The following is a 23,038-nucleotide window of genomic DNA, read 5'->3' as shown; positions in this document are numbered from 1 at the left end:
TTAGCCGAAGGTGTAACCCGCTATCGCATCAGCGCGTGGCGACGAATGGTGGGTTACGCTTCGCTACGCAGCTTCGCCGTACCTACTCCGCCGCCAGCTGCCGTGGCGCGGGCGGCGGATTGGCGAGGTCGGCGGCGAGTTGCGCGTAGCGAACCTTTGCTTCCTTGACCGCCTTCTCCTTCACCGGGCCGTAGCCGCGGATGCGATCCGGCAACGACAGCAGTTCGACCGCGATGTCGTGATTGAGCGGCGACAGCAGGTTCAGCACCGTCGCGACATCCTTCTCATAGCCCGCGATCAGATCGCGCTCGAGCTTGCGGTCGGCGCTGTAGCCGAAGATGTCGAGCGGCGTGCCGCGCAGGAAGCGGAATCGCGCCAGCACCCTGAAGGCCGACATCATCCACGAACCGAAAGCCCGCTTCTTCGGGCGACCCTGCGCGTCGAGCCCACCGCCGAGGATCGGCGGCGCCAGATTGAAATTGAACTTGAACTCGCCCTCGAACTGGTCGCGCAGCTGCTTCTCGAAGCGGCCGTCGGTGAACAGCCGCGCCACCTCATACTCGTCCTTGTAGGCCAGCAGTTTTGCGTAGTTGATCGCGACCGCGCGCGGCAGCGCCTCGCCATAGCCGCCCTTGGTGGCGGCGTCGCGGACCTGGTCGACCAGCTTGCGATAGCGCTTGGCCAAACGTCCGTTCTGATAGTCGGTCAGAAGCGCCATGCGATGGGTGACGATCTCGTCGAGCGACATCGCCTCCAGCGACTTGACCGGTGCTCCGTCATCATCCTGCCCCTTCATCATCGCGGCGAGCCGCGCCGGATCGGCGGCAGCGAGGCGCCCGAGCTGGAACGCCTGCGTGTTCATCTTGATCGAGACGCCGTTGACCTCGATCGCCTGCTGGATCGAGTCCGCCGACAGCGGCAGCAACCCGCGCTGATAGGCATAGCCCATCATCATAATGTTGGTGGCAATGCTGTCACCGAGCAGCGCTTCGGCCGGCTTGGTGAAATCGAAGAACGCGGAGTCCTTGCGCAGCTCGGTCTCCAGCACGCTGTTGACCTTGCGGCTCTGGAAGTTGAAGTCGCGGTTGAGGATGAAATCCGCGGTCGGGATGATGTGGCTGTTGATGATGCCGACGGTGCGGCTCGGATCGCACAGCGTGATGGTGTCCTTCGACACCGCCACGACCTCGTCGGCGGCGAGCACCAGATCGGCCGTGCCGGTCACGATGCGCGAGCAGGTCACGTCTGCCGTGTGCTCGGAGAGCCGGACGTGGCTGAGCACCGCGCCGCCCTTCTGCGCGAGGCCGGACATGTCGAGGATCATCGAGGCCTTGCCCTCGATATGCGCGGCCATGCCGAGCAGCGCGCCGATCGTCAGCACGCCGGTGCCGCCGACGCCGCCGACCGCGATGTTGTAGGGCCGGTCGAGCGCGGGCTTCGAGGCCGGCTCCGGCAAGGCGCCGATATCGCCGAGTTCAGCCGGCGCGCGACGCTTGAGGGTGCCGCCATCGACCGTGACGAAGGACGGGCAAAAGCCCTTCACGCAGGAATAGTCCTTGTTGCAGGTCGACTGGTTGATGGTGCGCTTGCGCCCCAGTTCCGTCTCCAGCGGCTCGACCGAGATGCAGTTCGACTGCACCGAGCAGTCGCCACAGCCTTCGCAGACCGCAGGATTGATCAATACACGGCGCGCCGGATCCTCCATCTGGCCGCGCTTGCGGCGACGGCGCTTCTCGGCGGCGCAGGTCTGCACGAACACGATCGCCGAGGTGCCCTTGGTGTCGCGGCACATCTTCTGGACGTTCTCGAGCTCGTCGCGATGGAACAGCTTGACGCCGGGCGCGATGGTGTCGGCCGGATAGGCACTCGGGTTTTCCGAGACCAGGTAGATCTCCCGAATGCCTTCAGCATGCAGCTGGAAAGTGATCTGCTGCGGCGACAGATCGCCGTCATGGCGCTGGCCGCCGGTCATGGCGACCGCGTCATTGTAGAGGATCTTGTAAGTGATGTTGGCCTTGGAGGCGATCGACTGGCGGATCGCCAGAATGCCGGAGTGGAAGTACGTGCCGTCGCCGAGATTGGCGAAGATGTGGTTCTCGTTGGTGAACGGCGCGATGCCGACCCACGGCACGCCCTCGCCGCCCATATGAGTGAACGTTTCGGTCGAGCGGTTCATCCACAGCGCCATGAAGTGACAGCCGATGCCGCCGAGCGCGCGGCTGCCTTCCGGCACCTTGGTCGAGGTGTTGTGCGGGCAGCCCGAGCAGAAATACGGCGTGCGGCTGACCGGCGCCGTCGCCTGCATCTGGCTCGACTGGCGGCCGTTGAACCAATCCGCCTTGGCACGCAGCATCTCGGCGATTTCAGGGTTGAGATTCAGTCGAAGCAGACGTTCGGTGAGCGAGCTCGCAAGCGAGGCCACGCTGAGCTCGGCGGCGAAGGTCAGGAAGCGCTTGTCGTGATCGTCCATCTTGCCGACGATGCGCGGGCGGACATCGTCGCGCCAGTTGAACAGCTCCTGCTTGACCTGGTTCTCGACGATCTCGCGGCGCTCCTCGACGATGAAGATCTCCTCGAGGCCGACGGCGAAGTTGCGCACGCCTTCCGGCTCCAGCGGCCAGGGCATGCCGATCTTGTAGAGGCGCAGCCCGATCTTGGCGGCGATCTCAGGCGTGATACCGAGCTCGCGCAGCGCCTGACGGATGTCCTCGTAGCTCTTGCCGGACGCCATGATGCCGTAGCGCGCGTTCGGCGAATCCATCGTGATGCGGTTGACCTTGTTGGCGCGGGCAAAGGCGATCGCGGCAAAGCCCTTGTAGTCCTGCAACCGGCGGTCCTGCTCGAAGCGGTCGTCGGGCCAGCGGATGTTGAGGCCGCCCGGCGGCAGCTCGAAATCGGCCGGGATGATGAACGGCGTCATCTCGTCGGTGAGGTCGATCTCGGCCGTGGTCTCGACCGTTTCGGTGATCACCTTCATGCCGACCCAGCAGCCCGAGTAGCGCGACATCGCGATACCCAAGAGGCCCATCTCGATCATTTCATGGATGCTGGAGGGATAGAGGTAGGGCATCAGCGCGGAGATGAAGGCGTGGTCGGACTGATGCGGGACGGTGGAGGACTTGGCGCCGTGGTCGTCGCCGGCTAGGCAGAGCACGCCGCCATGCTTGGCGGAGCCCGCGGCATTGCCGTGGCGGAAAACGTCGCCGCAGCGGTCGACACCCGGGCCCTTGCCGTACCAGATGCCGACCGCGCCATCATATTTGGCGCCGGACGACAGGCCGAGCTGCTGCGAACCCCAGATCGCGGTGGCCGCGAGATCCTCGTTCACGCCGGGCTGGAATTTGATGTTGTACTGCTCGAGATGCTTGCGGGCGGCGAACAGCTGCTGGTCGTAGCCGCCGAGGGGGGAACCGCGATAGCCGGAGATGAAGCCCGCCGTGTTGAGGCCTGCGGCGCGGTCGCGTCTGATCTGCGCCATGGGCAGGCGGACCAGCGCCTGGATGCCGGTCATGAAGACGTGGCCGGTGCCTTGGGTGTACTTCTGGTCGAGGCTGATAGGCCCTTGGTTGATTCCCATTTAGCCCTCTTTGCGCTGGCCGCGACGGCTGCTTTTTAGCTAGTCATCCGAGCTTGTTAGAACCAGTCTATGTCGGATTTTCCGGCCCGCGCAGCACAATTCTGGGCGACCGAGCCCGTCGCCCAAAAATCGCAATTTCGTGCCGGGAATATCGGAGGGCCGTTTCGATTTCTGTCGCAGGACAGGCCCGCGGCGAAATGGCGTGACGCGTCTTGTGGACCGGAAAGGTGCGGAAGGTGAATGGATGCGGCGACGACATCGAACGACGGGTGCGATTCTGGCCGGCCTGCTGTTGTGCAGTGCGTTCGCGGCGCGCGAATGTGCCGCAGCATCGACCGACGACGTCATTGCCCGCGGCAAGGCGCTGATCATCGCCGGCGACTGCGCGAGCTGCCACACCGCCGACCCGGCCAAGCCGTTCGCCGGCGGCAAGCGGATCGACACGCCGTTCGGCGCGGTATTCTCGCCGAACCTCACCCCTGACCGCGATACCGGCATCGGCGGCTGGAGCGACGACGACTTTGTCCGTGCACTGCGGATGGGTGTCGCACCGAACGGAAAGCATTATTATCCCGCCTTCCCCTACCCGTACTTCACGAAGCTGATCCGCGACGACATCCTGGCGATCCGCGCCTACCTCGCGACGTTGGCGCCGGTCAGCAACAGGGCGCCGCCGCCGCAGTTGCGCTGGCCGCTGTGCTACCGCGTGCTGATGCGGGCGTGGAATGCGCTGTTCTTCACGCCAGGCATCATCCAGCCCGACCAGAGCAAGGGCGCGGAATGGAATCGCGGCCGCTATTTGGTCGAAGCCCTCGGCCATTGCGGCGCCTGCCATACGCCGAAGAATGCCTTCGGCGCCGACGAGCGCGGCCGGGCGCTCAGTGGCAGCATGGTCCAGGGCATGTTCGCGCCCCGGCTCGACGGCGCCGCGCGCAGCGGGCTGAAGACATGGAGCGCCGACGACATCGCCGAATATCTGCAGAGCGGCCGCAATGCGCACAGCCACGCCGGCCCCTTGATGTCCGAGGTGGTGCTCAATTCGACCTCGAAGATGAGCGACGCCGATGTGCGCGCGATCGCCGCCTATCTGAAGGGCCTGCCGGCCGGCGCGCCGGAGCCGGAGGTCACGGCGCCCTCGCCGGCGCAGATGAGCGACGGCGAGCGCATCTATCGCGGCGCCTGCGTGGCCTGCCATGAGCTCGACGGCTCGGGGAGCCCACGAATCTATCCGCCGCTGCCCGGCAATGCCAATCTGCAATCGGCCAATCCGGCGAGCACGCTGCGCATCATCCTCGACGGTGCACAGACCGTGACCACGCCACGCGCGCCCAATTCAGGCTCGATGCCGGCCTATCCGAAGCTCACCGACCAGGAGATCGCCGACGTTGCGACCTACATCCGCAACTCCTGGGGCAACGTCGCGCCTGCCGTGACGGCGGACGAGGTCGCCAAGGCGCGGACAGCGAAATGAAGGCGCGGGCGGCGAAATATCCGCTCAGCGGTCCTGGCCCGAGAACACGAATTTCGGCATCTCCCATTTGTAGCGGATCGCGAGCATCCGGAAGGTCAGTCCGATCGCGAAGGTCAGCAGGGTCCAGACCGGAGGGTTGAGGTTCAGTCCGAACGCGGTCGCATAGAACAGTCCCGTCACCACGGAGACGCTGGCGTAGAGCTCGCTGCGGAACAGCAGCGGCACCTCGTTGCAGAGGATGTCGCGCAGCACGCCGCCGGCGCAGCCGGTGATCATGCCCGAGACGATCACGATCGGCAGCGAGGCATCGACCTGCCAGGCCACGTCGCAGCCGGCCATGGTGAACACCACGAGCCCGATCGCATCGAGCACCAGGAAGGCGAGATTGAGCCTGACCACCAGCCGCGCCAGCAGGATGGTGGCGAAGGCGCCGGCGGCTGCGATTGCCAGGTAGACCGGCTGCGCGACCCAGAGCAGCGGATAATGCCCGAGCAGCACGTCGCGGATGGTGCCGCCGCCGAGCGCGGTGATCGCCCCGAGCATGCAGACGCCGGCCCAATCCATGCTGCGCCTGCCGGCCGCCAGCGCCGCCGTCATCGACTGCGCCGCCACCGCGATGAAGGAGAGCACGTGCAGCACCGAATCGGTGGGCGGCATGGTCCACATCGAAAACGCCTCATCAAGCAGGTCGGAACCGGGAATCGCGGGTTCCATCGTGAACAGGTTGCAACATTGACGCGGAACATCCTCGCGCGCCAGCCATTGTCCCCTGCGTTGAGCTTGAGGTGCTAACGGAGGAACTTTGCAATGGCTTACAACCCTGACGATCCGTATCGCGCCAACCTGACCGATGACGAAGTCCGCCGTCAGGCGCGCTTCAACAGCTTGGACAATGAGCTGCAACCGGATCCGGAACTCCAGGAGGGACCGGCCAGCACCACCAAGATCGCAATGTTCGCAGTTGCGGTGGCCGTGGTGCTCGGTGCGCTGTTCTACGGCTTGAACAATACGTCGGTGCACGAGGCCGGCACCACGCCATCGACGCAGACCGCGCAGCAGGCACAACCGGCCAACCCGGCCGCGCCGCCTCCCGGCATGCGCGACGTGACGCCGAAGCCGAACAGCCAACCCGGCATGACGACCGGCGCGGCGCCGGCCCAGCCGGCGTCCCCTTCGCAGAACAAGCCGACCGGACAAGAGATCGACCGCTCGGCGGCACCGACCGATTCGACGGGCGACAAGAAGTAACTCGCTCGCTTGGCGTGAGTGGAGAAGCGGCGGGCCGAGATGGCCCGCTGCTTTTTACGCGCGGTCTACTTGAACATCCTGTTGAGCTCGCCGCCGGGATAGCCATTGGCGAATTCGGTGAAGGTGCCCTTCTCAGCCATCTCCTTCGCCGCCTTCATGACGCCGGTCCAGGCCATCCGCGCCAGCGCGCCGCCGACGCTGATCCGGCGCACGCCGAGATCGGCAACCGTTTGCAGCGTCAGATCGGACCCACCCCCGACCAGGAGATTGACGGGCTTCGGCGCCACCGCCTTCACGACAGCGACGATATCGTCCCTGGTCGAGATGCCCGGCGCATACAAAACGTCGGCGCCGGCTTCGGAATAGGCCTGCAGCCGCTCGATCACCAGGTTGAGATCCTTCTTGCCCCACAGGAATGCCTCGCAGCGGCCGGTGAGCAGCACGCCGCTGTGATCGGCATCGATCGCCTTGCGCGCCGCCCGGATGCGCTCGACCGCCAGTTTGTGCTCGAACAGCGGGTTGGCGGCGTCTCCGGTGGAGTCCTCAATCGAGAGCCCGGCGACGCCGGTCTTGACGCCACGCGCGACATTGACGGCGACCTTGTCGGGCTCGACAGCGAAGCCGCCCTCGAAATCCGCATTGACGGGAATATCGACCGCCGCGCACACCGCGGTCAGATGATTGCAGACGTCATCGACGGTCACGCGGTTGTCGGCCTTGGCGATGGTCCAGGCGAAGCCCGCGCTGGTCGAGGCCAGCGCCTTGAAGCCGAGATGTTGCAAGGCACGGGCGCTGCCGACATCGAACGGGTTCGGGATGATGAAGCACCCGCTCTCATGCAGCTTCTTGAAGGCGGCTCGTTTGTCAGCAGTTGGCAGTGGCATGGGTCGCTCCCTGATGTCGTTGGCCGCGCACAGATAGGCACGCATGCGTCCAGACGCTAGTGCGGCTCATGCGCCGCGCGACTGTCTTTCGGCGCCTGCTCGCGCTCGTTCAGTCCGTAATCCCTGATCACGCTCGCAACGCGCAGGCGATAGTTGTCAAAAATCCGCGCGCGGCCCCTGGCCTGGGTGCGGCGATGCTCGACGGTGTTGCGCCAGGCTTCCACCGCGGCCTCGTCGCGGAAGAACGACAGCGACACGAACTTGCCCGGCTCGGTGATGCTCTCGAACCGCTCGACCGAGATGAAGCCGTCGATCTCCTGCAGGATCGGCTTCAGCTCGGCGGCGAGGTCGAAATAGTGTTGCCGCTCGTCCGGCTTCGGCCAGACTTCGAAGATCACGGCGATCATGGGCGCCTCCGCTCGTTGTTGTTATGGCACCATTATAGCTCGACCTTGCGCAGAAATGTCCGCTCTTCGGCGAGGATGAAGCGGTTTTCTTCCGCGAAGTTGAAGTTCGCCATGGCTTCCTTGTCCTGGCGCAGCCGCGCGCGATAGGTCTCATAGGCGGCGAGGCTTTCGAACGAGATCAGCGCGAAGCCGATATTGTTGGTGCCCTCATGCGGCATCCAGTAGCCGATGAGATCGCCGCCGCAGCGCGGGATGATCGACAGCCAGTTCCGCGAATACTCCTCGAACATCGCGCGTTTGAACGGATCGAGCTGGTAGCGGATGAAGACGGTGATGGTCACTTGATTATCCTCCATTTGATCGTCATTGCGAGCGCAGCGAGGCAATCGATCGCTCCACATATGCGGGACGATGGATTGCTTCGGCGCTTCAGCGCAAAATTGCTTTGCAATTTTGTCGCGAGCGCCTCGCAATGACGGCACGGTGAAGACTACCCGCTTGCCCGCCATCGATGCTTCGGCTATCATCGAACTATGAAAGCAGGACCCGACATCTCCCGGATCGCCGCTCTGGTCGGTGATCCCGCACGCTGCAACATGCTGACTGCGCTGATGACCGGCCGCGCGCTGACCGCGAGCGAGCTGGCGCAGGAGGCCGGCATCACGCCGCAGACCGCGAGTTCGCATCTCGCCAAGCTCGAGGCCGGCGGGCTGATCGAGCCCGAGAAGCAGGGCCGCCACCGCTACTATCGCCTCTCCGATCCCGACGTCGCCGACGTGCTCGAAGGGTTGCAGGGCATCGCCGCCCGCGCCGGCCATATGCGCGTGCGCACCGGGCCGAAGGATCCGGCGCTGCGCCGCGCCCGCATCTGCTACGACCATCTCGCCGGCGATCTCGGCGTTCAGATGCTCGACAGCATGAAGCGGCAGAAGCTGGTGCGCCAGAGCAAGCAGGCGATCGAGCTGACCGGCGAAGGCAAGCGCTTCATGGCGGAGGAGCTGCAGATCGACGCCGATGCGCTGACGCATCCGCGCCGTCCGGTGTGCAAGGCCTGTCTCGACTGGAGCGAGCGACGGCACCATCTCGCCGGCACGCTGGGTGCTGCGATGATGGACCGCTTCACCGCATTGAAATGGGCCGTGCGCGATGCGACGCCCGGCAACCGCGTGGTGAATTTCTCGCGCAACGGCGAGAAGCGGTTCGCGGCGCTGTTCGGCGCCGGCGAATAAGGTCGCGCGCTCCCATGAGCGTCGGCGCGCTCGCGCGCGATGTCACAGTCTTACTTGTTTCGTTCTCACTTGTTTCGTTCTCCGATATTTTTGTGTCCGCGTCGCGATGCGCTCCGTCGTGCCCGCGCCTGCGAAATATTTCGAAACGATGCCGCGCATGGTTGCGGCGCACTGACGCAGGTGTGAGCTGCAACATTCATGTCGCATTCAGCCCGCAACACTAACGTCGGCGACATCGGGCACGGCTTCTGCAATGATCCGGCCGGGCGAATCGGTAATCTAAAGTTTGTTGCGGTGCCGCAGCGCGGCCCAAATAAAAGGAGAAGACATGAAGTATCTTTTTACAGCAGCAGTCTTGGTGACGACCGCTTTCGCCGGCATCAGTGCCGCTGATGCTGCCGGTGGCTGCGGCCCGGGCTGGCATCGCGGGCCCTATGGCGGCTGCGTCAGGAATCGCGGTCCCGTCGTCGTTGCGCCCGGCCCGGTCGTGGTTGAGCGCCCAGTTGTCGTCGCACCCGGCCCGGTCGTGGTGGCGCCGCGCGTGCGCGCCTGCCCCTATGGCTTCGCCTGGCGCTACGGCCGTTGCCGCCCGATCTGATCGCGGCACATTGCGAGCAAACAAAACCCCGCCTCGCGCGGGGTTTTTCTTATGTGATGACCGCGGCAGGCACGCTAACGCCTGCCGCGGTCAAAGGCTCACCAATTGGGGAAGCAGCGGCGGCCGAATGGGCCCGAGTGCCAGCCCGGCGGGCAATTGTACATCGGACGGCAGCCGCCATAGGGCCCGCGATGCCAACCCGGGCCGCAGCCGCCGGCAACGCGGATGGTGTTGTCCGATGCGGCCTGGGCCGGATCGAGCGGCGCGATCGGCATGGCCTGTGATGCAGACATCGCCGCCAGACCAAGGCCAAGCGCAAGCACCGACGCAGCAACAATTTTCATGAGCAATCCTCTTCGTTGAAACCACTGCACTTGAAACGACGTCTCGCGCGGATATCAGCCGGTTCAATCACCAGCGGCGCCAATGATGATGCCGGCGCCAGTGGCGGCGGCGCCAGCCCCAATGCCGGTGGTGCCAATGCCGGTGATGCCAGCGGCGGTGGCCGTGATGCCAGCGCACCTGCTCGGGCTTCAGCCGATCGACCTCGTCGCCGGTGGTGACGGCGGGATGCGCATCGTTGCCCGCGGGCGATCGTGCATCCTGATCGAGGGGAAGCGGCGCGAGCGGCGCCGCCTGCGCCGTTGCGGCGAACGTCGCGGCGCCGGCGACGACACCGAAGGCGATCTTCAGAAAATCCCTGCGTTCCATGAGAGTTTCCCTTTGTTGCTAGAATGGACCGACCAAGTCAGTGAGTTTTTTCGCCACGACCTGAACGCTTGCTGAACCGCGCAGTCACGTTTGACGGAACTCGATGGGTTGCCGACGTTGTGATGTCACACAACCGTCCGCCCGACCCGCCCGCACCTCGTCACCAACGCCGGCACCTCGTCGCTGACGTTCCCGATCCTGCAAGGCGCCGGCGAATACGACTACGTGCCGCTGGCTTCGAGCTAGCCACGCGCACCGCTGCCAATACCGTTATCCTGAGGAGCGCGAAGCGCGTCTCGAAGGATGCACGGCCACCAGCCGGGCCGTCGATCCTTTGAGACGCCGCTTCGCGGCTCCTCAGGATGACGGGGAAGCGTCTCTCTCTCCACGTCATTGCGAGGAGCGAAGCGACGAAGCAATCCATCCCTCCGCATGCGCTGAATGATGGATTGCTTCGCTCCGATCGCAATGACGGGGTCAGATTCCGATTCACATCTCAAACAGCATTGAGAGTAAGCGTCCGCATTCTCGCGGCGCGTTTCGCCCGAGCTTTGCGTTTGGTTTCGCCGCTCTGCGAGCAGAGGGCGCAGGGAAAGCCGGGTGCCGATCGCACCCATGGGCCCCGTGCAAAAGGGTAGAAAGCACGGGGGTAGGACCACAGGTGTAACCGGAGCAATCCGGCTTTCCCTGCGCGATGGCTTACAGCTTATACGTGCTCACCCCGGCGAGACTTGGCTTTGTTGTCACCGTCTCCGCACGCGCAAATGCGCAATGGGAAAGACACCTGCCACTAGGGTGTCAGGCCTGCACGATTTCGCCGTCCGCCCGATCGCGCACTCGTCAGTTGCGCAATCGGCGTCCACCGCATCTCACCGCAACACTCCTGACGATGCGCAGCGCCCCTCGATCGGGTGAGACACGCATATTGAACATCTGAGTTGGGTGAAACGCGAAGCGGAATTTTGCCCGTCGGGTTAATATGTCGCAGGGCACGCGCACTCCACCCGTCATTCCAGGGCGTGCGAAGCATGAGCCGGAATCCATTGCCCCACACGCTTTGCGGCCCAATGGATTCCGGGCTCTCGCCTACGGCGAGCCCCGGAAATGACGGAGAGTAGTGAGCGAAGCATGTAGCCCGCATGAGCGAAGCGATATGCGGGGCGATGCTCGCCGAGCGTTAGAACGGCCCCGGATATCGCGGAGCCTATCATCGGGCGCGCGTTCGGGCGACCCGTTGGCTCATCCGGGCTACAGCCTTTGCCTCACATCAACTTTAGCGGCGCATCATGCACGAGCCGAAGATCGATATTGCCGATCAGCCGCGCACGACGCGCCTCGGCGGTGCTGATCGCGGCCTCGGTCTGCCGCAAGGTGCTGACATTCGATCCGAGCGACACGATACCGCCGAGCACCAGCGCGATCGATCCGAGCGCTGCGGTCTGCCCTGCCCCGAACAGGCCGATCAGCGCGATCGCCAGCAATGCGAACCCACCGGCGATTGCGACCTTCGAGCCGAGAATGATCCGCCGCGATCGTTCGGCGCTTTCGGCCAGTTCCTCGATCTGCGCCTCGATGTCGGAAATCTCGTCGGTCGGATCGTCTTCAGTCATCGGATTCGAACCCTGCAGAGCGGGTCAGGCAACGGCGGAAGCCGTAACCCGCCATGTTCATTTTCGCAAGGAACCGCTACGCTCACAAGCACGCCATCCGATCGGGGCTCAAATCGATGCTAGCCTGCGCAACGCTTGACGACGGATGGGCCGTTGCGGCTCCCGCCGAGGTCGACTTCGATGCCGACCGGCTCTCGGCGCTCGACGCGTTTCTCAAGCAATGGCCCAAGCGTAATGTTCACGCCGTTGTCATCGTGCGGCGCGGCAAGCTGGTGTTCGAGCGCTATTTCTCCGGCCGGGAACGGCGGTGGATGGAGTGGTCTGCACCCGTTCAGTTTTCGCCGGAAACGAAGCACGACATCCGCTCCATCACGAAAAGCGTGACCTCGCTGCTCATCGGCCGCGCCGTGAGCGACGGACAATTTCCGCCACTCGATTCCTCACTGATCGACTACTTCCCCGAATATGCCGATCTTCGTACAGCCAAGAACGCGCGGATCACGTTCCGGCACCTGCTCACCATGTCGCATGGCCTGCGCTGGGACGAGGCGCGCGGCTGGAAAAGCCAGGCGAACAACGAACGGCATCTGCTCGAAGCGCAGGATCCCTATCGCTATGTTCTGCAGCAGCGGATGGCGCTACCGCCCGGCGTCCTGTTCAACTATAGCGGCGGCGCCACCAGCCTGCTCGCTGCGGCCCTTGCCAAGAGCGTCGGCCAAAGGATCGATGTCTATGCCCGCGAGAAGCTTTTCGAACCGCTATGCATCACCGACGTCGAGTGGCTGACCTTTACTGGCAGCTCCGAACTTGCGGCCTTTGCCGGATTGCGACTGCGGCCGCGCGACCTCGCCAAGCTTGGCCAACTCGTCGCGGATGATGGACGCTGGAACGGCAGACAGGTCGTGCCCGCCGCGTGGATCGCCGAGTCGACCAAGCCCCGCGTCAACGCCGGAGGGCACGTGGGCGTCTACTATGGCTATCAATGGTGGCTCGGCCGTTCCCTGCTGCACGGTCGCGACCTGACCTGGATTGCCGGGTTCGGCGCTGGCGGCCAGCGCCTTTTCATCCTGCCCAGGCTCGATCTCGTTGTCGTCGTGAACGCCTTCGATACCCATCTCATCCCGAACGCCATCTTCAACCAGTTCGTCCTGCCTGCCGTCACGGATTGTCCGCCCGTTTCCGGATAAAAGGGCGCGAATGGATTGAGGTCCACTTCGGTTGGTAGGGCGGGTCAGGCGAAGCCGTAACCCGCCGCGGATCGTGCGGACGAAGATGGCGGGTTACGCTTGCGCTAATCTTACTGCGTCATAATTCTGCCTCCGCCGTCATTGCGAGGAGCGATAGCGACGAAGCAATCCATCCAACCGCGTTTGCGGGCCGATGGATTGCTTCGCTTCGCTCGCAATGACGGCTGGATTCGTTCACGGCCTCTCAGGATCGGCTGAAAGAGCGCTTGTGACGCAGTAGTACTAACCCACCCTACGCTGCCGTCACAACGGCAAATTGTCGTGCTTCTTCGCCGGGATCTCCACCTTCTTATCCCTGAGCATCGCCAGCGCCCGCGCGATCCGCTTCCTCGTCGAATGCGGCATGATGACGTCGTCGATGTAGCCGCGCTCGGCGGCGATGAAGGGGGACAGGAAGCGGTCTTCGTATTCCTTGGTGCGCGCCGCGATCTTGTCGGGGTCGCCGATGTCACTGCGGAAGATGATCTCCACCGCGCCCTTGGCGCCCATCACGGCGATCTGGGCGGTCGGCCAGGCGTAGTTCATGTCGGCGCCGATCTCCTTCGACGCCATCACGTCGAAGGCGCCGCCATAGGCCTTGCGGGTGATGATGGTGACGAGCGGCACCGTGCACTGCGAATAGGCGAACAGCAGCTTGGCGCCGTGCTTGATCAGCCCGCCATATTCCTGCGCGGTTCCGGGCAGGAAGCCCGGCACATCGACGAAGGTGACGATCGGGATGTTGAAGGCATCGCAGAACCGCACGAAGCGCGCGGCCTTGCGCGAGGCGTCGGAGTCGAGCACGCCCGCCAGCACCATCGGCTGGTTGGCGACGAAGCCCACGGTGCGGCCGGCGATGCGGCCGAAGCCGGTGACGATGTTCTTGGCGAAGGTCTCCGAGATCTCGAAGAAGTCGCCCTCGTCGACGACCTTCAGGATCAATTCCTTCATGTCGTAGGGCTTGTTCGGATTGTCGGGGATCAGCGTGTCCAAGGACATGTCGAGGCGGCCGACATCGTCGAAGCTCGGCCATTCCGGCACGCCGTCGGTGTTGTTCGACGGCAGGAAGTCGATCAGCCGGCGCATCTGCAAGAGCGCGTCGACGTCGTTCTCGAACGCGCCGTCGGCAATCGAGGAGCGCGTCGCATGCACCGAGGCGCCGCCGAGTTCCTCCGCGGTCACCACCTCGTTGGTGACGGTCTTCACCACGTCGGGGCCGGTGACGAACATGTAAGAGGTGTTCTTCACCATGAAGATGAAGTCGGTCATCGCGGGCGAGTAGACGTCGCCGCCGGCGCAGGGGCCCATGATGACGGAGATCTGCGGGATCACGCCCGAGGCAATGACGTTGCGGCGGAACACGTAGGAATAACCTGCCAAGGCAGCGACGCCCTCCTGGATGCGCGCGCCGCCGGCGTCATAGAGGCCGATGATCGGCGCCCTCGCCTTCATCGCCATGTCCTGAAGCTTTGTGATCTTCAGCGCATGGGTTTCGGACAGCGAGCCGCCGAACACGGTAAAATCCTTGGCAAAGACAAACGTCTTGCGGCCATTGACCGTGCCCCAGCCGGTGACGACGCCGTCGCCGGGAATCTTGCTCTTCTCCATGCCGAACTCGATCGAGCGGTGCTCGACGAACATGTCGAATTCCTCGAACGAGCCCTTGTCCAGCAACAGCTCGATCCGCTCGCGGGCGGTCAGCTTGCCGCGGGCATGCTGCGCCTCGATGCGCTTTTCGCCGCCGCCCAATTTGGCGCCGGCGCGCCGCTCTTCGAGGGTGTCGAGGATGTCTTTCATTTGTTTCCGCCCGTGTTAGCTACAGTTCGCGTCCCGGCGCCAGCCGGGGGTCCGTTTGGTTCGGAAATGGCTTTAGCACGGCCATTTCGGAACCGGAAAGCCGCTTGTGGGCGGCTAAAGCGCGATGGAATCGAGTGAATGGCGCTTTAGCTCCTTGTTTGGGCATGATCTCTTCGGAAAACCGCTTCGCACTTTTCCGGATCATGCCGTGGGGCGCAAAAACGGTAGGATTTTCCGACATCTGGGGAGACAGCGATGACTGACACGACCACGGCCGAGACCGGCGCTGCGACCGGCGGGGTCCGCACCCTCCTCCGGCTGGAAGGGCTGGTGCTGTTCGTCGGGATGACCGTGCTCTATTACAAGTGGGAGGGCTCCTGGCTGGTCTATGTGCTGCTGTTCCTGGTGCCGGATATCAGCTTCGCCGCCTACCTGATCAGCCCGCGCGCCGGCGCCATCGCCTACAATGCCGCCCACACCTATCTGGCGCCGGTGGCGCTGATGACGCTGGGTTTTGCCGGCGAAGGCCCGCTGGTGCTCTCGATCGCGATGATCTGGCTCGCCCATATCGGGATCGACCGCGCGCTCGGCTACGGGCTGAAATACTATGCCGGGTTCGGCTACACCCATCTCGGGCGAATCGGCAAGGCACAGGATCCCGCCTGAGGAGAAACAGCCGTCAGGCGAAGCGGCGCGCGAACACCACGCAGACGACGACCAGCATGGTCGCTGCCATCATCGACCACGGCACCGGCTCGTGCAGCAGCAGCCCGGCCAGCGCGAGGCCGAAGAACGGCTGCAAGAGCTGCAACTGGCCGACGCTGGCGATGCCGCCGCGCACAAGGCCGCGGTACCAGAACATGAAGCCGACCAGCATGCTGAAGATCGAGACATAGCCGAGCCCGAGCCAAGCCGGCGCGCCCGATGCCCTGCCAGCTCGGCGGCAGCGTCATGACGGTCATCACGAGCACCACCGGCGCCGAGAGCACCAGCGCCCAGGAGATCACCTGCCAGCCGCCGAGCCGGCGCGACAGCGCAGCCCCCTCGGCATAGCCGAGGCCGCAGACGATGATCGCCGCGACCATCAGCAGGTCGCCGGTGAGCGACGCCGATCCGCCGCCCGACAACGCGAAGGCTGCGACCGTGGCGCTGCCGACGCCGGAGAACAGCCAGAATTTTGGCCTCGGCCGCTCGCCGCCGCGCAGCACGCCGAAGATCGCGGTCGACAGCGGCAACAGCCCGATGAACACGATCGAATGCGCCGAGGTGATGTGCTGAAGCGCGAGCGCCGTCAGCAGCGGAAAGCCGATCACGACGCCGAGCGCCACTGTCGTCAGCGACACCAGGTCGCGCCGTTGCGGCCAGGGCTGCCGCAGCACCGCGAGCAGCACGGCCCCCAGCAGCGCCGCGATCGCGGCGCGGGCCGAGGTCAGGAACAGCGGCGAGAACCCGGCCACCGCGACACGGGTCGCCGGCAGCGAGCCGCTGAAGATGATCACGCCGAGCAGGCCGCTGCCCCAGCCCTCCAGCGACGCGCCGCCGCTCCCCTCGCCCGCCCAAGACGTTTCCGACAATGACTTTCCCGACAATGACTTGCCCGACAACGTCTTCGAATCGCTCATCGCACACCTCGACTTTCGCGGGCGAGGATAGCGGCGACGGACTGGCCAAGGCAGTCACGGATCAGTACAATATCGCCAAGCTGTATGGGTAAAGGTAGGCATACACTTGCGGCAATCATCCAACGATCGCGCTATTTTGGCGCCGAAGGCGAGGCGGACCACCGACGTGATGAACGCGATCCGCGCCAGGATCGCGAGCCGCACGCTCGCCGCCAGCGACCGCCTGCCCTCGATCCGCAGCTTTGCCGCGACCATGGGCGTCTCGCCCTCGACCGTGGTCGAGGCCTATGACCGGCTCGCCGCCGAAGGCCTGATCCGGGCCCGGCCGGGCTCAGGCTTCTATGTCTCGTCCGCGGCGCTGCCGCCGCTGTCGCTGGCCAAGGACCAGCCGCAGCGCGACCGCGCCGTCGATCCGTTCTGGGTGTCGCGGCAATCGCTCGATGCGGCGAGCGGCGCGCTGAAGCCGGGCTGCGGCTGGTTGCCCGCCGACTGGATGCCGACCGAGGCGCTGCGGCGCGCGTTCCGCGGCCTGGCGCGGGCCGAGGACGCGGTGCTTGCCGATTACGGCGCGACGCGCGGCTCGCTGGCCCTGCGCCGCACGCTGATGGCGCGGTTCGCCGACGAGGGCCTCGACGTATCGCCCGAGCAGGTGCTGCTGACGATGTCCGGCACCCAGGCGATCGACCTGATCTGCCGCTTCCTGCTGCGGCCCGGCGACACGGTGCTGGTCGACGATCCCTGCTATTTCAATTTCCGCGCGCTGCTGCGCGCCCATCAGGTCAAGCTGGTCAGCGTGCCCTACACCCCGGCGGGCCCCAATGTTGCAAGCTTCGAGGCGGTGCTCGAGGCCGAGCGGCCGCGGCTCTACATCACCGTGTCCGGGCTGCACAATCCGACCGGGGCGACGATGTCGCCGCAGACCGCGCACCGCGTGCTGAATTCCGCCACCGCCTGCGATCTCACCATCGTCGAGGACGACATCTTCGCCGATTTCGAGCCGGAGCCGTCGGCGCGGCTCGCGGCGCTCGACGGGCTGAACCGCGTGATCCGGATCGGCAGCTTCTCCAAGACGCTTTCGGCGTCGTTGCGCTGCGGCTTCATCGCGGCGCGCGCCGACTGGATCGAGCAGCTGGTCGATCTGCAGGTCGCGACCGGGTTCGGCGGCCCCTGCGCGGTCGCGACCGAGATCATCGCCAGCGTGCTCGCGACCGGCTTCTACCGCAAGCATGTCGAGGAGCTGCGCCGGCGGCTCGTGCGCGCCCGCCGCGACGTCGGCGAGAAATTGCAGCGCATCGGCATCGAGCCGTGGCTGATGCCGCGCGGCGGCTTCCAGCTCTGGTGCCGCCTGCCCGACGGCTGCGACTCCGCCGACGTGGCACGCGCCGCGCTCGCCGACAACATCGTGCTGGCGCCGGGCAACGTGTTCTCGACCACGCAATCGGCCACCGGCTTCATGCGCTTCAACGTCGCGCAATGCCGCGACCCGAAGCTGATGCCGGCGTTGCAGCGGGCGATCGGGCGGTGATGGCTACCGCGACGGCGCTCTACTCCCTCGTCCCGTTCTTACGGGGTCGAGACAAGCGAAGCTTGCTCTTAGAGGGTTGGGGTGAGGGGCTGTCTCCGCAAACACGGTAATAGCTGCATTCGCGGAGACTCCCCCTCACCCGGACCGCATCTACGATGCGTTCCGACCTCTCCCCGCAAGCGGGGCGAGGTGAAGTGGGGGCAGCACCCTACTTCTCCCCGACCTTGAACGGCTCCTCCTTGCCGGGCGGCACGGTCTCCTCGGCCATCGCCAGGATCATCGCGACCATCACGTAATTGCCGGCGAGCGCGGTGAGATCGACGATCTGCTGATCGTTGAAGATCTTTTTCGCCCGCGCATAGGTCTCGTCGGACACCTTCTTGGTCGTGGTCAGCTCGGTGACGAAGTCGTACACGACGGCCTCGTCGTCGGCCATTTTCGACGGCCGGTTGCCGGCCTTGAGCTCGGCGATCACGTCGGTCGACAGGCCGGCCTTGGCCGCCAGCGGCGCATGCGCGAACCATTCGACCTGCGAGCGCCACTGCCGGCCGATGATCAGGATCGCGAATTCGTTGAGCCGCGTGGGCACCGAGGTCTGCCAGCGCAGATAGTAGAACAGATCGTACAGGCGTTGGCCGAGCACCGGGCTGCGGATGATCGGATTGTAGGGCCCGCCGATTCCGACGCTCGACACCTTCATGATCTGCTCGCCGAGCGGCTTCTGCAGATCGTTGAGCTGATCCATCGTGAGCTGCGGGAAGCGCGGCTCCTTGCTGGTTGCCGGTGCCGAGAACGTCGTGGCCGCGAGCCAGCCGCCGGCTGCGGCCAGCGTCAGCGACGAGAGCCAGACTGTTGCCGAATGCATGATTTCCTCCGCTTGATTTTATTGGAGGATGCTAGTCGAGCGCAGCGGCGGTCACCAGCCGTTGGGAACGCAGGTCAGCTCGTCACAACGCGACGATATCGGTGAGGCATTGCTGCGTCACGCTCATCCGCGCGTCGATCTGCGCCTGGGTCTTGCAGTCCATGTTCATCGCGAACACGGTGACGTCATTGCCCTTCTCGCTCCAGCCGACCAGCCATCCCAGCGAGCCATGCTCCTTGTCGGTCAGGCCGGTCTTGGCGCGGATGACGGCGTCGCCGACCTTCGTCACCGGCAGGATGTCGCACACCAGCTGCTGGCTGCGCTTGCCGACCGGCAGCACGCCGCGGCGCAGCCGGTCGAGGAAGTCGATCTGCTGCACCGGATCGATCCGCAAATTGCCCGAGACCCAGAACCGGTCGATGCCGCCGCCGATGTCGCGGTTGCCGTAGTCGATGATGTCGACATACTTCTTCATCCGCTCCTCGCCGATCCGGCGGGCGATCTCCTGGAACACCGGAAAGGCCGACACCGCGAGCGCCGAGCGCAGCGTGTGATCCTTGTTCCAGGCCTCGATGCTGCGGGTCGTGCCGTCCCATTTGAAGACGTCCTTGTCGGGGTCCTGCACCACGCCGGTCTCGAGCGCGATCAGCGCGTTCGGGATCTTGAAGGTCGAGGCCGGCAACTTGCCCTCGCCCGAGCGGGTCTTGTCGCTTGCGATGATCAGATAGTCGTCGATCTTGTAGCCGACGAAGGTGCCCTCAGTGCCGAGATCGAAGAACCGCTTCTGCAAATCCTCGCGAAACTCGCTGCGCTGGTAGGATACGTTGGCGAAGCTGCGCGACGGCAGGATGCCCGCGGCAGCAAGCAGACCGAGCGCATGGCGGCGATGGATCACGGGAGACCTGATCTGGTTCGGGTTGGCGACGATGGTGGATGCCATCGTGGTGAAAGGATGGCAAGAAGGCTCTCGTCTGACGCGCGATCGCTACCGCGCCCGGCCCGACATCCGCAGTACGAACACCAAGACCTCGGCGACGGCCTTGTAGAGCTCGGCCGGAATCTCGTCGCCGAGCTCGACATTGGAGAGCGCGGCGGCCAGGACCTCATTCTCCTCGATCGGGATATCGTTGGCCTTGGCGACTTCGATGATCTTGGCGCCGATCGCGCCCTTGCCTTTGGCGACCACGCGCGGCGCGCCGGCATGGTCGTAATGCAGCGCGACCGCGAGCTGGTTCTGCGTCTCGCTCATGATGCGCGGTCCAGGAAATGGCCGGCGCGCGCCGGCGCCGGTTGCGGCGGGCTGCCGTCGCGGATCTCGATGTCGCCGGGCACGAGCTCGGCCCTGGTCAGCGCCTGGCTGAGTTCGGAGGCGCCGGCGCGCAACTGCGCGGCGGTCGAGGGACGCTCGGCCCACATCCGCACCGAGGTGCGCTCGCCGTTCAGCGAGACCAGCGCGTGCACCGGCCCGGCCGGCTCGACGTCGAGCGTGAAGCGCGCCCGCCACACCCGCTTGGCGGCTTCGGCCTCGTTGCCGCCGCCGTCGCGGGAAATCTCGAACTGCGCCATCGCCGTGCCCTGCTGGGTCAGGAACGGGATCTCGAAATTCCAGCGCGGCACCAGAGCGTCGAGCTGCGCGTGCGCGGCATCGCCATGGCCCGGCAGCGACGCGACCTGCAGCAGCGTCTGCCGCGCCAGCGCGGCGTCGGTGTTTTCCAGAAGACGATGGGCCGCGGTCGCGAGCGGCGTGCCCTGCGCAATCGACGGCTCGGCGACGGCCTGCGCCGACGGCAGCGCGCCGTGAAACGGCGGTGGCGGCGTGCTGCCGCGTGCGGGCATATCGCCCGGCAGCATCTCCCGCGGCGCGGTGCCCTGCCGTGCCGGATTGCCGAGCTCGTGCAGCGCTTCCTGGATCAGATTGAGCGCGCCGCCCGATGACGGGCCGGCATCGAGCGCGTCCGCGAGCGCGCCCGCGAGCCCCGTGGCGGTGCGCGTCACATCCTCGGCGACCGGCACGCGGGCCTGCGGCAGCAGGATCTCCTGAACCTCGAGGCCGGGCGTATCCGGCGGCACGATGCTCGGCGCCGTGCCGACGCTGGGCAGCGCCGGTTGCGGCGGTGGTGGCGCGGACGCCGGGTTTGCGGCATCCCCGGCGCCGAGCGAGGTCAGCGCCTGGCGCAGCACGATCAGCGCGGCCTTCAGATCGGGCGCGCTGCCGGCTGGTGGCGTGACGCCCGCGGCGAGCGTCGCCTCGAGCAGCAGGCCGGATTTCTGGAAGCCCGCCTTGACGGCATCGCCGCTCAAAGTCCCGTCGAGGCTGGTCTGCTGCGCCAGCACCTGCGCGATCGCAGCCTGTAGTTTGGGCGGCAGATTGGCTGTCGCGACCGCGGTGAGATTGGCAAACAGCGGCGCCTGGCTGCCCTGCACCGTGGCCGCGTGCTGCGCCGTCGCGGTGATCGTGACGCGCTCCAGCGGCGTCAGTGCAATCCTCGGTGCCGTGGCGGCAGGCTGAGCGGCTGACGTGGCGTTGGCCGCCTGGGGCGACAGCTGCACCGCATCGCCGGTGTCCGCGCCCGGTCCGACCAGTTGCAGGCGGACGCCGCCGTCATTGCTCTGCGACACCGCGAGTTGCAGGGTCTGGCCCTGTTGCAGCGGCACCTCGGTCTGGACGTCGATCGCGAGGCTCGCAATCACGATCCGCACCAGATCGGCGGACAAGACCTTCAGCACCTGCGCGTTGACGACGCTGCCGGTCTCGAGCGTGAGATCGGGCGCAACGCCGTCCGCCTCCTTCGAGGCGAGCACAGGCAGCACGGGATTGACGGCAATTGCCATGTCGGGGGTCTCGGCCGGGCGCGAGGAACGTGCCGCAGGCTAGCCCGGCGCCGTAAAGGTCTCGTTAACCGGTCGCCGGCCTGAGCTCCCTGAGGACGCCGGCGGCGGCCTTGAAATCGACCAGGCGGGCGGCGCGGCGCTGAGCGACCTCCTCGTCGACGCCCCATTTCTCGATATTCCAGTCCTCGTCGACATGGGCTGCCGCCCAGATCTGGTCCTCGTCGCGGACACCATGCGCCAGCGCCAACGCCAGCAGCGCCGAGCCGGTCAGCGTCGTCACCACATGGAGTGCGGCAACCGACCATGGATCAGTCGGGAACGCGGCGCGCGCGGCCTTGATCGCGGGTTCGGGCTGGCCGACATGCATGACCCCCTCCGCCATCACGAAATGGGCGCCGAGCGCGTCCGCGGCCCAGAACAGGATCGGATCCCAATGCTGGGCCTCGCGCGCCACCAGGGTGTCGGGGTAGCCGGCGCGATAGAACAGCAGATCGCTGCCGAGGAATTTTGCCGCATCGTCGGCGACCTCGTCGACGCGATCGATCACGCCCTCGATCACGCTGTTGGCAAGCCGCGTCAGCGGCATGGTGGTGGGATCGATGGTCTCGCCTTGCGCATTCCATTCCGCTGCGGCCGTATCCGCGAGAGCACGCGTGGGCACCACGATCGGCTTGCCGGAGGGCGAGCGGATCTGCTTGCCGTCGAGCGTGACCGAGAATCCGCCATCGGCTTCAGTGACACCGGCGCTGGTGTAGAACCGCTTGCGCTGCGGCGTGCGGATGTGGCGCCGCACCGCCTGCTGCGGATCGAGCGGAGCTTGGTCGGGGACGTCTTCGAAGAGTTCGCGCATTGCGCCGGCAGGCTTTCGTTCGGAGGGATTTCCCTGCAAGATATGTCAGCGGCAACGGCAAATAAAGCTGATGGGACGCGGCAAATTCCTTGCGGGTTTCTCACTGGTTGCGGCGGTTTTCGCCGCCACTACCGCCGGTGCCGGGTTCCGCTCGCCGGAATCCCTGATCCGCAACGTCTACGCCCATTACGGCAAGGGCAGCGCGGAGCATTCAGCCGGGCTGCCGCGCGACGAGGCGACGGCGCGGCAGTTCTTCGAGTCCGGCCTGCGCGCGGCGTGGTCCGCCCCGCACGATGCGCCCTATGATTTCCTGGTGCAGAGCCCGGCCTGGCAGCTCGGCGCCGTCTCGATCGCGATCCTGCGCCGGCAGTTCGACAGGACCTACCTGACCGTCACGTTCGACAACCAGGGCCGCAACGTCACGCTCAACTTCATCGTCGTCAACGGCCCCGACGGCTGGGTGATCTCGGACGTCGAGAGCCCGCACGATTCATTGCGGATGTTTCTGGCGCAGTTCAGACGGTAGATGGCAGTCGGCCGCGATCGACGCCCACATCGTGCGATTTCGGAACAAGCCTTTCGGTTT

The 23,038-nt window shown here is 65.6% G+C and carries 22 protein-coding genes and 1 pseudogene; 8 read left to right on the top strand and 15 right to left on the bottom strand.

Features of this window, described 5'->3' with window-relative positions; translation table 11 throughout:
* Positions 1-82: 82 nt before the first annotated feature.
* On the bottom strand, positions 83-3,577 hold the full coding sequence (locus tag ACVW17_RS24310; RefSeq protein ID WP_456797933.1) for an indolepyruvate ferredoxin oxidoreductase family protein: 3,495 nt from the start codon (positions 3,575-3,577) through the stop codon (positions 83-85).
* Between the two features lie 244 nt (positions 3,578-3,821).
* Here ACVW17_RS24310 and ACVW17_RS24305 point away from each other — a divergent pair, with 244 nt between their 5' ends.
* Positions 3,822-5,048, top strand: a complete 1,227-nt coding sequence (locus ACVW17_RS24305) for a c-type cytochrome (RefSeq protein WP_456754238.1) — start codon at positions 3,822-3,824, stop codon at positions 5,046-5,048.
* A gap of 24 nt (positions 5,049-5,072) precedes the next feature.
* On the opposite strand, the gene ACVW17_RS24300 is transcribed toward ACVW17_RS24305, so the two are convergent.
* Positions 5,073-5,714, bottom strand: coding sequence for a trimeric intracellular cation channel family protein (locus ACVW17_RS24300; protein ID WP_456754237.1), 642 nt, complete (start codon positions 5,712-5,714; stop codon positions 5,073-5,075).
* A gap of 141 nt (positions 5,715-5,855) precedes the next feature.
* Here ACVW17_RS24300 and ACVW17_RS24295 point away from each other — a divergent pair, with 141 nt between their 5' ends.
* Positions 5,856-6,296, top strand: coding sequence for a hypothetical protein (locus tag ACVW17_RS24295; RefSeq protein WP_456754236.1), 441 nt, complete (start codon positions 5,856-5,858; stop codon positions 6,294-6,296).
* A 65-nt stretch (positions 6,297-6,361) separates the two neighbouring features.
* On the opposite strand, the gene ACVW17_RS24290 is transcribed toward ACVW17_RS24295, so the two are convergent.
* From ACVW17_RS24290 to ACVW17_RS24280, 3 genes are read right to left on the bottom strand one after another with little or no spacing between them, the layout of a single operon-like run.
* Positions 6,362-7,180: an isocitrate lyase/PEP mutase family protein gene (locus tag ACVW17_RS24290; protein ID WP_456754235.1), complete on the bottom strand. Its 819-nt coding sequence runs from the start codon at positions 7,178-7,180 to the stop codon at positions 6,362-6,364.
* Between the two features lie 56 nt (positions 7,181-7,236).
* Positions 7,237-7,587, bottom strand: coding sequence for an antibiotic biosynthesis monooxygenase family protein (locus ACVW17_RS24285; RefSeq protein ID WP_456754234.1), 351 nt, complete (start codon positions 7,585-7,587; stop codon positions 7,237-7,239).
* A 32-nt stretch (positions 7,588-7,619) separates the two neighbouring features.
* Positions 7,620-7,928, bottom strand: a complete 309-nt coding sequence (locus tag ACVW17_RS24280) for an NIPSNAP family protein (RefSeq protein ID WP_456756519.1) — start codon at positions 7,926-7,928, stop codon at positions 7,620-7,622.
* Between the two features lie 192 nt (positions 7,929-8,120).
* Here ACVW17_RS24280 and ACVW17_RS24275 point away from each other — a divergent pair, with 192 nt between their 5' ends.
* Both ACVW17_RS24275 and ACVW17_RS24270 read left to right on the top strand, forming a co-directional pair.
* Positions 8,121-8,816: an ArsR/SmtB family transcription factor gene (locus ACVW17_RS24275; protein ID WP_456754233.1), complete on the top strand. Its 696-nt coding sequence runs from the start codon at positions 8,121-8,123 to the stop codon at positions 8,814-8,816.
* 328 nt (positions 8,817-9,144) lie between these two features.
* On the top strand, positions 9,145-9,414 hold the full coding sequence (locus ACVW17_RS24270) for a GCG_CRPN prefix-to-repeats domain-containing protein (RefSeq protein ID WP_456754232.1): 270 nt from the start codon (positions 9,145-9,147) through the stop codon (positions 9,412-9,414).
* 98 nt (positions 9,415-9,512) lie between these two features.
* On the opposite strand, the gene ACVW17_RS24265 is transcribed toward ACVW17_RS24270, so the two are convergent.
* From ACVW17_RS24265 to ACVW17_RS24255, 3 genes are all read right to left on the bottom strand, one after another.
* Complete coding sequence (locus tag ACVW17_RS24265; protein WP_456754231.1) at positions 9,513-9,758, bottom strand: GCG_CRPN prefix-to-repeats domain-containing protein; 246 nt, start codon at positions 9,756-9,758, stop codon at positions 9,513-9,515.
* A 67-nt stretch (positions 9,759-9,825) separates the two neighbouring features.
* Positions 9,826-10,125 (bottom strand): twin-arginine translocation (Tat), encoded by a 300-nt coding sequence (locus ACVW17_RS24260; protein WP_456754230.1) that lies wholly within the window; start codon positions 10,123-10,125, stop codon positions 9,826-9,828.
* A 1,262-nt stretch (positions 10,126-11,387) separates the two neighbouring features.
* Positions 11,388-11,735 (bottom strand): hypothetical protein, encoded by a 348-nt coding sequence (locus ACVW17_RS24255; protein ID WP_456754229.1) that lies wholly within the window; start codon positions 11,733-11,735, stop codon positions 11,388-11,390.
* Positions 11,736-11,788: 53 nt separating this feature from the next.
* Between ACVW17_RS24255 and ACVW17_RS24250 the strand changes: the two genes are divergently transcribed.
* Positions 11,789-12,922, top strand: coding sequence for a serine hydrolase domain-containing protein (locus ACVW17_RS24250; RefSeq protein WP_456754228.1), 1,134 nt, complete (start codon positions 11,789-11,791; stop codon positions 12,920-12,922).
* Between the two features lie 303 nt (positions 12,923-13,225).
* On the opposite strand, the gene ACVW17_RS24245 is transcribed toward ACVW17_RS24250, so the two are convergent.
* A complete protein-coding gene (locus ACVW17_RS24245) occupies positions 13,226-14,758 on the bottom strand; it encodes an acyl-CoA carboxylase subunit beta (RefSeq protein WP_456797932.1) in 1,533 nt (510 codons plus the stop codon).
* 255 nt (positions 14,759-15,013) lie between these two features.
* Here ACVW17_RS24245 and ACVW17_RS24240 point away from each other — a divergent pair, with 255 nt between their 5' ends.
* Complete coding sequence (locus ACVW17_RS24240; RefSeq protein ID WP_456754226.1) at positions 15,014-15,424, top strand: DUF4260 domain-containing protein; 411 nt, start codon at positions 15,014-15,016, stop codon at positions 15,422-15,424.
* A 13-nt stretch (positions 15,425-15,437) separates the two neighbouring features.
* On the opposite strand, the pseudogene ACVW17_RS24235 reads toward ACVW17_RS24240, so the two are convergent.
* Positions 15,438-16,287, bottom strand: a pseudogene (locus ACVW17_RS24235) (DMT family transporter).
* Positions 16,288-16,549: 262 nt separating this feature from the next.
* Here ACVW17_RS24235 and ACVW17_RS24230 point away from each other — a divergent pair.
* Positions 16,550-17,905, top strand: coding sequence for an aminotransferase-like domain-containing protein (locus ACVW17_RS24230; protein WP_456756518.1), 1,356 nt, complete (start codon positions 16,550-16,552; stop codon positions 17,903-17,905).
* A 208-nt stretch (positions 17,906-18,113) separates the two neighbouring features.
* Here the strand turns inward: ACVW17_RS24230 and ACVW17_RS24225 are convergent, their stop codons facing one another.
* From ACVW17_RS24225 to ACVW17_RS24205, 5 genes are all read right to left on the bottom strand, one after another.
* Positions 18,114-18,770, bottom strand: coding sequence for a carboxymuconolactone decarboxylase family protein (locus ACVW17_RS24225; RefSeq protein WP_456754224.1), 657 nt, complete (start codon positions 18,768-18,770; stop codon positions 18,114-18,116).
* An 82-nt stretch (positions 18,771-18,852) separates the two neighbouring features.
* Positions 18,853-19,665, bottom strand: coding sequence for a class D beta-lactamase (gene blaOXA, locus ACVW17_RS24220; RefSeq protein ID WP_456756517.1), 813 nt, complete (start codon positions 19,663-19,665; stop codon positions 18,853-18,855).
* Positions 19,666-19,755: 90 nt separating this feature from the next.
* Positions 19,756-20,019, bottom strand: a complete 264-nt coding sequence (locus ACVW17_RS24215) for an EscU/YscU/HrcU family type III secretion system export apparatus switch protein (protein ID WP_456754223.1) — start codon at positions 20,017-20,019, stop codon at positions 19,756-19,758.
* Positions 20,016-21,602 carry a flagellar hook-length control protein FliK gene (gene fliK, locus ACVW17_RS24210; protein ID WP_456754222.1) on the bottom strand — a complete coding sequence of 529 codons (1,587 nt, stop codon included), beginning with the start codon at positions 21,600-21,602 and terminating at the stop codon, positions 20,016-20,018. Before fliK ends, ACVW17_RS24215 begins: the two co-directional genes overlap by 4 nt.
* Before the next feature lie 64 nt (positions 21,603-21,666).
* A complete protein-coding gene (locus ACVW17_RS24205; protein WP_456754221.1) occupies positions 21,667-22,452 on the bottom strand; it encodes an ATP12 family chaperone protein in 786 nt (261 codons plus the stop codon).
* A gap of 70 nt (positions 22,453-22,522) precedes the next feature.
* On the opposite strand from ACVW17_RS24205, the gene ACVW17_RS24200 reads away from it, so the two are divergent.
* Positions 22,523-22,978: a hypothetical protein gene (locus ACVW17_RS24200; protein ID WP_456754220.1), complete on the top strand. Its 456-nt coding sequence runs from the start codon at positions 22,523-22,525 to the stop codon at positions 22,976-22,978.
* Positions 22,979-23,038: the final 60 nt, after the last annotated feature.

The organism is Bradyrhizobium sp. USDA 4473, from assembly GCF_054063335.1.
This window is presented reverse-complemented; position numbering and strand designations above follow the sequence as displayed.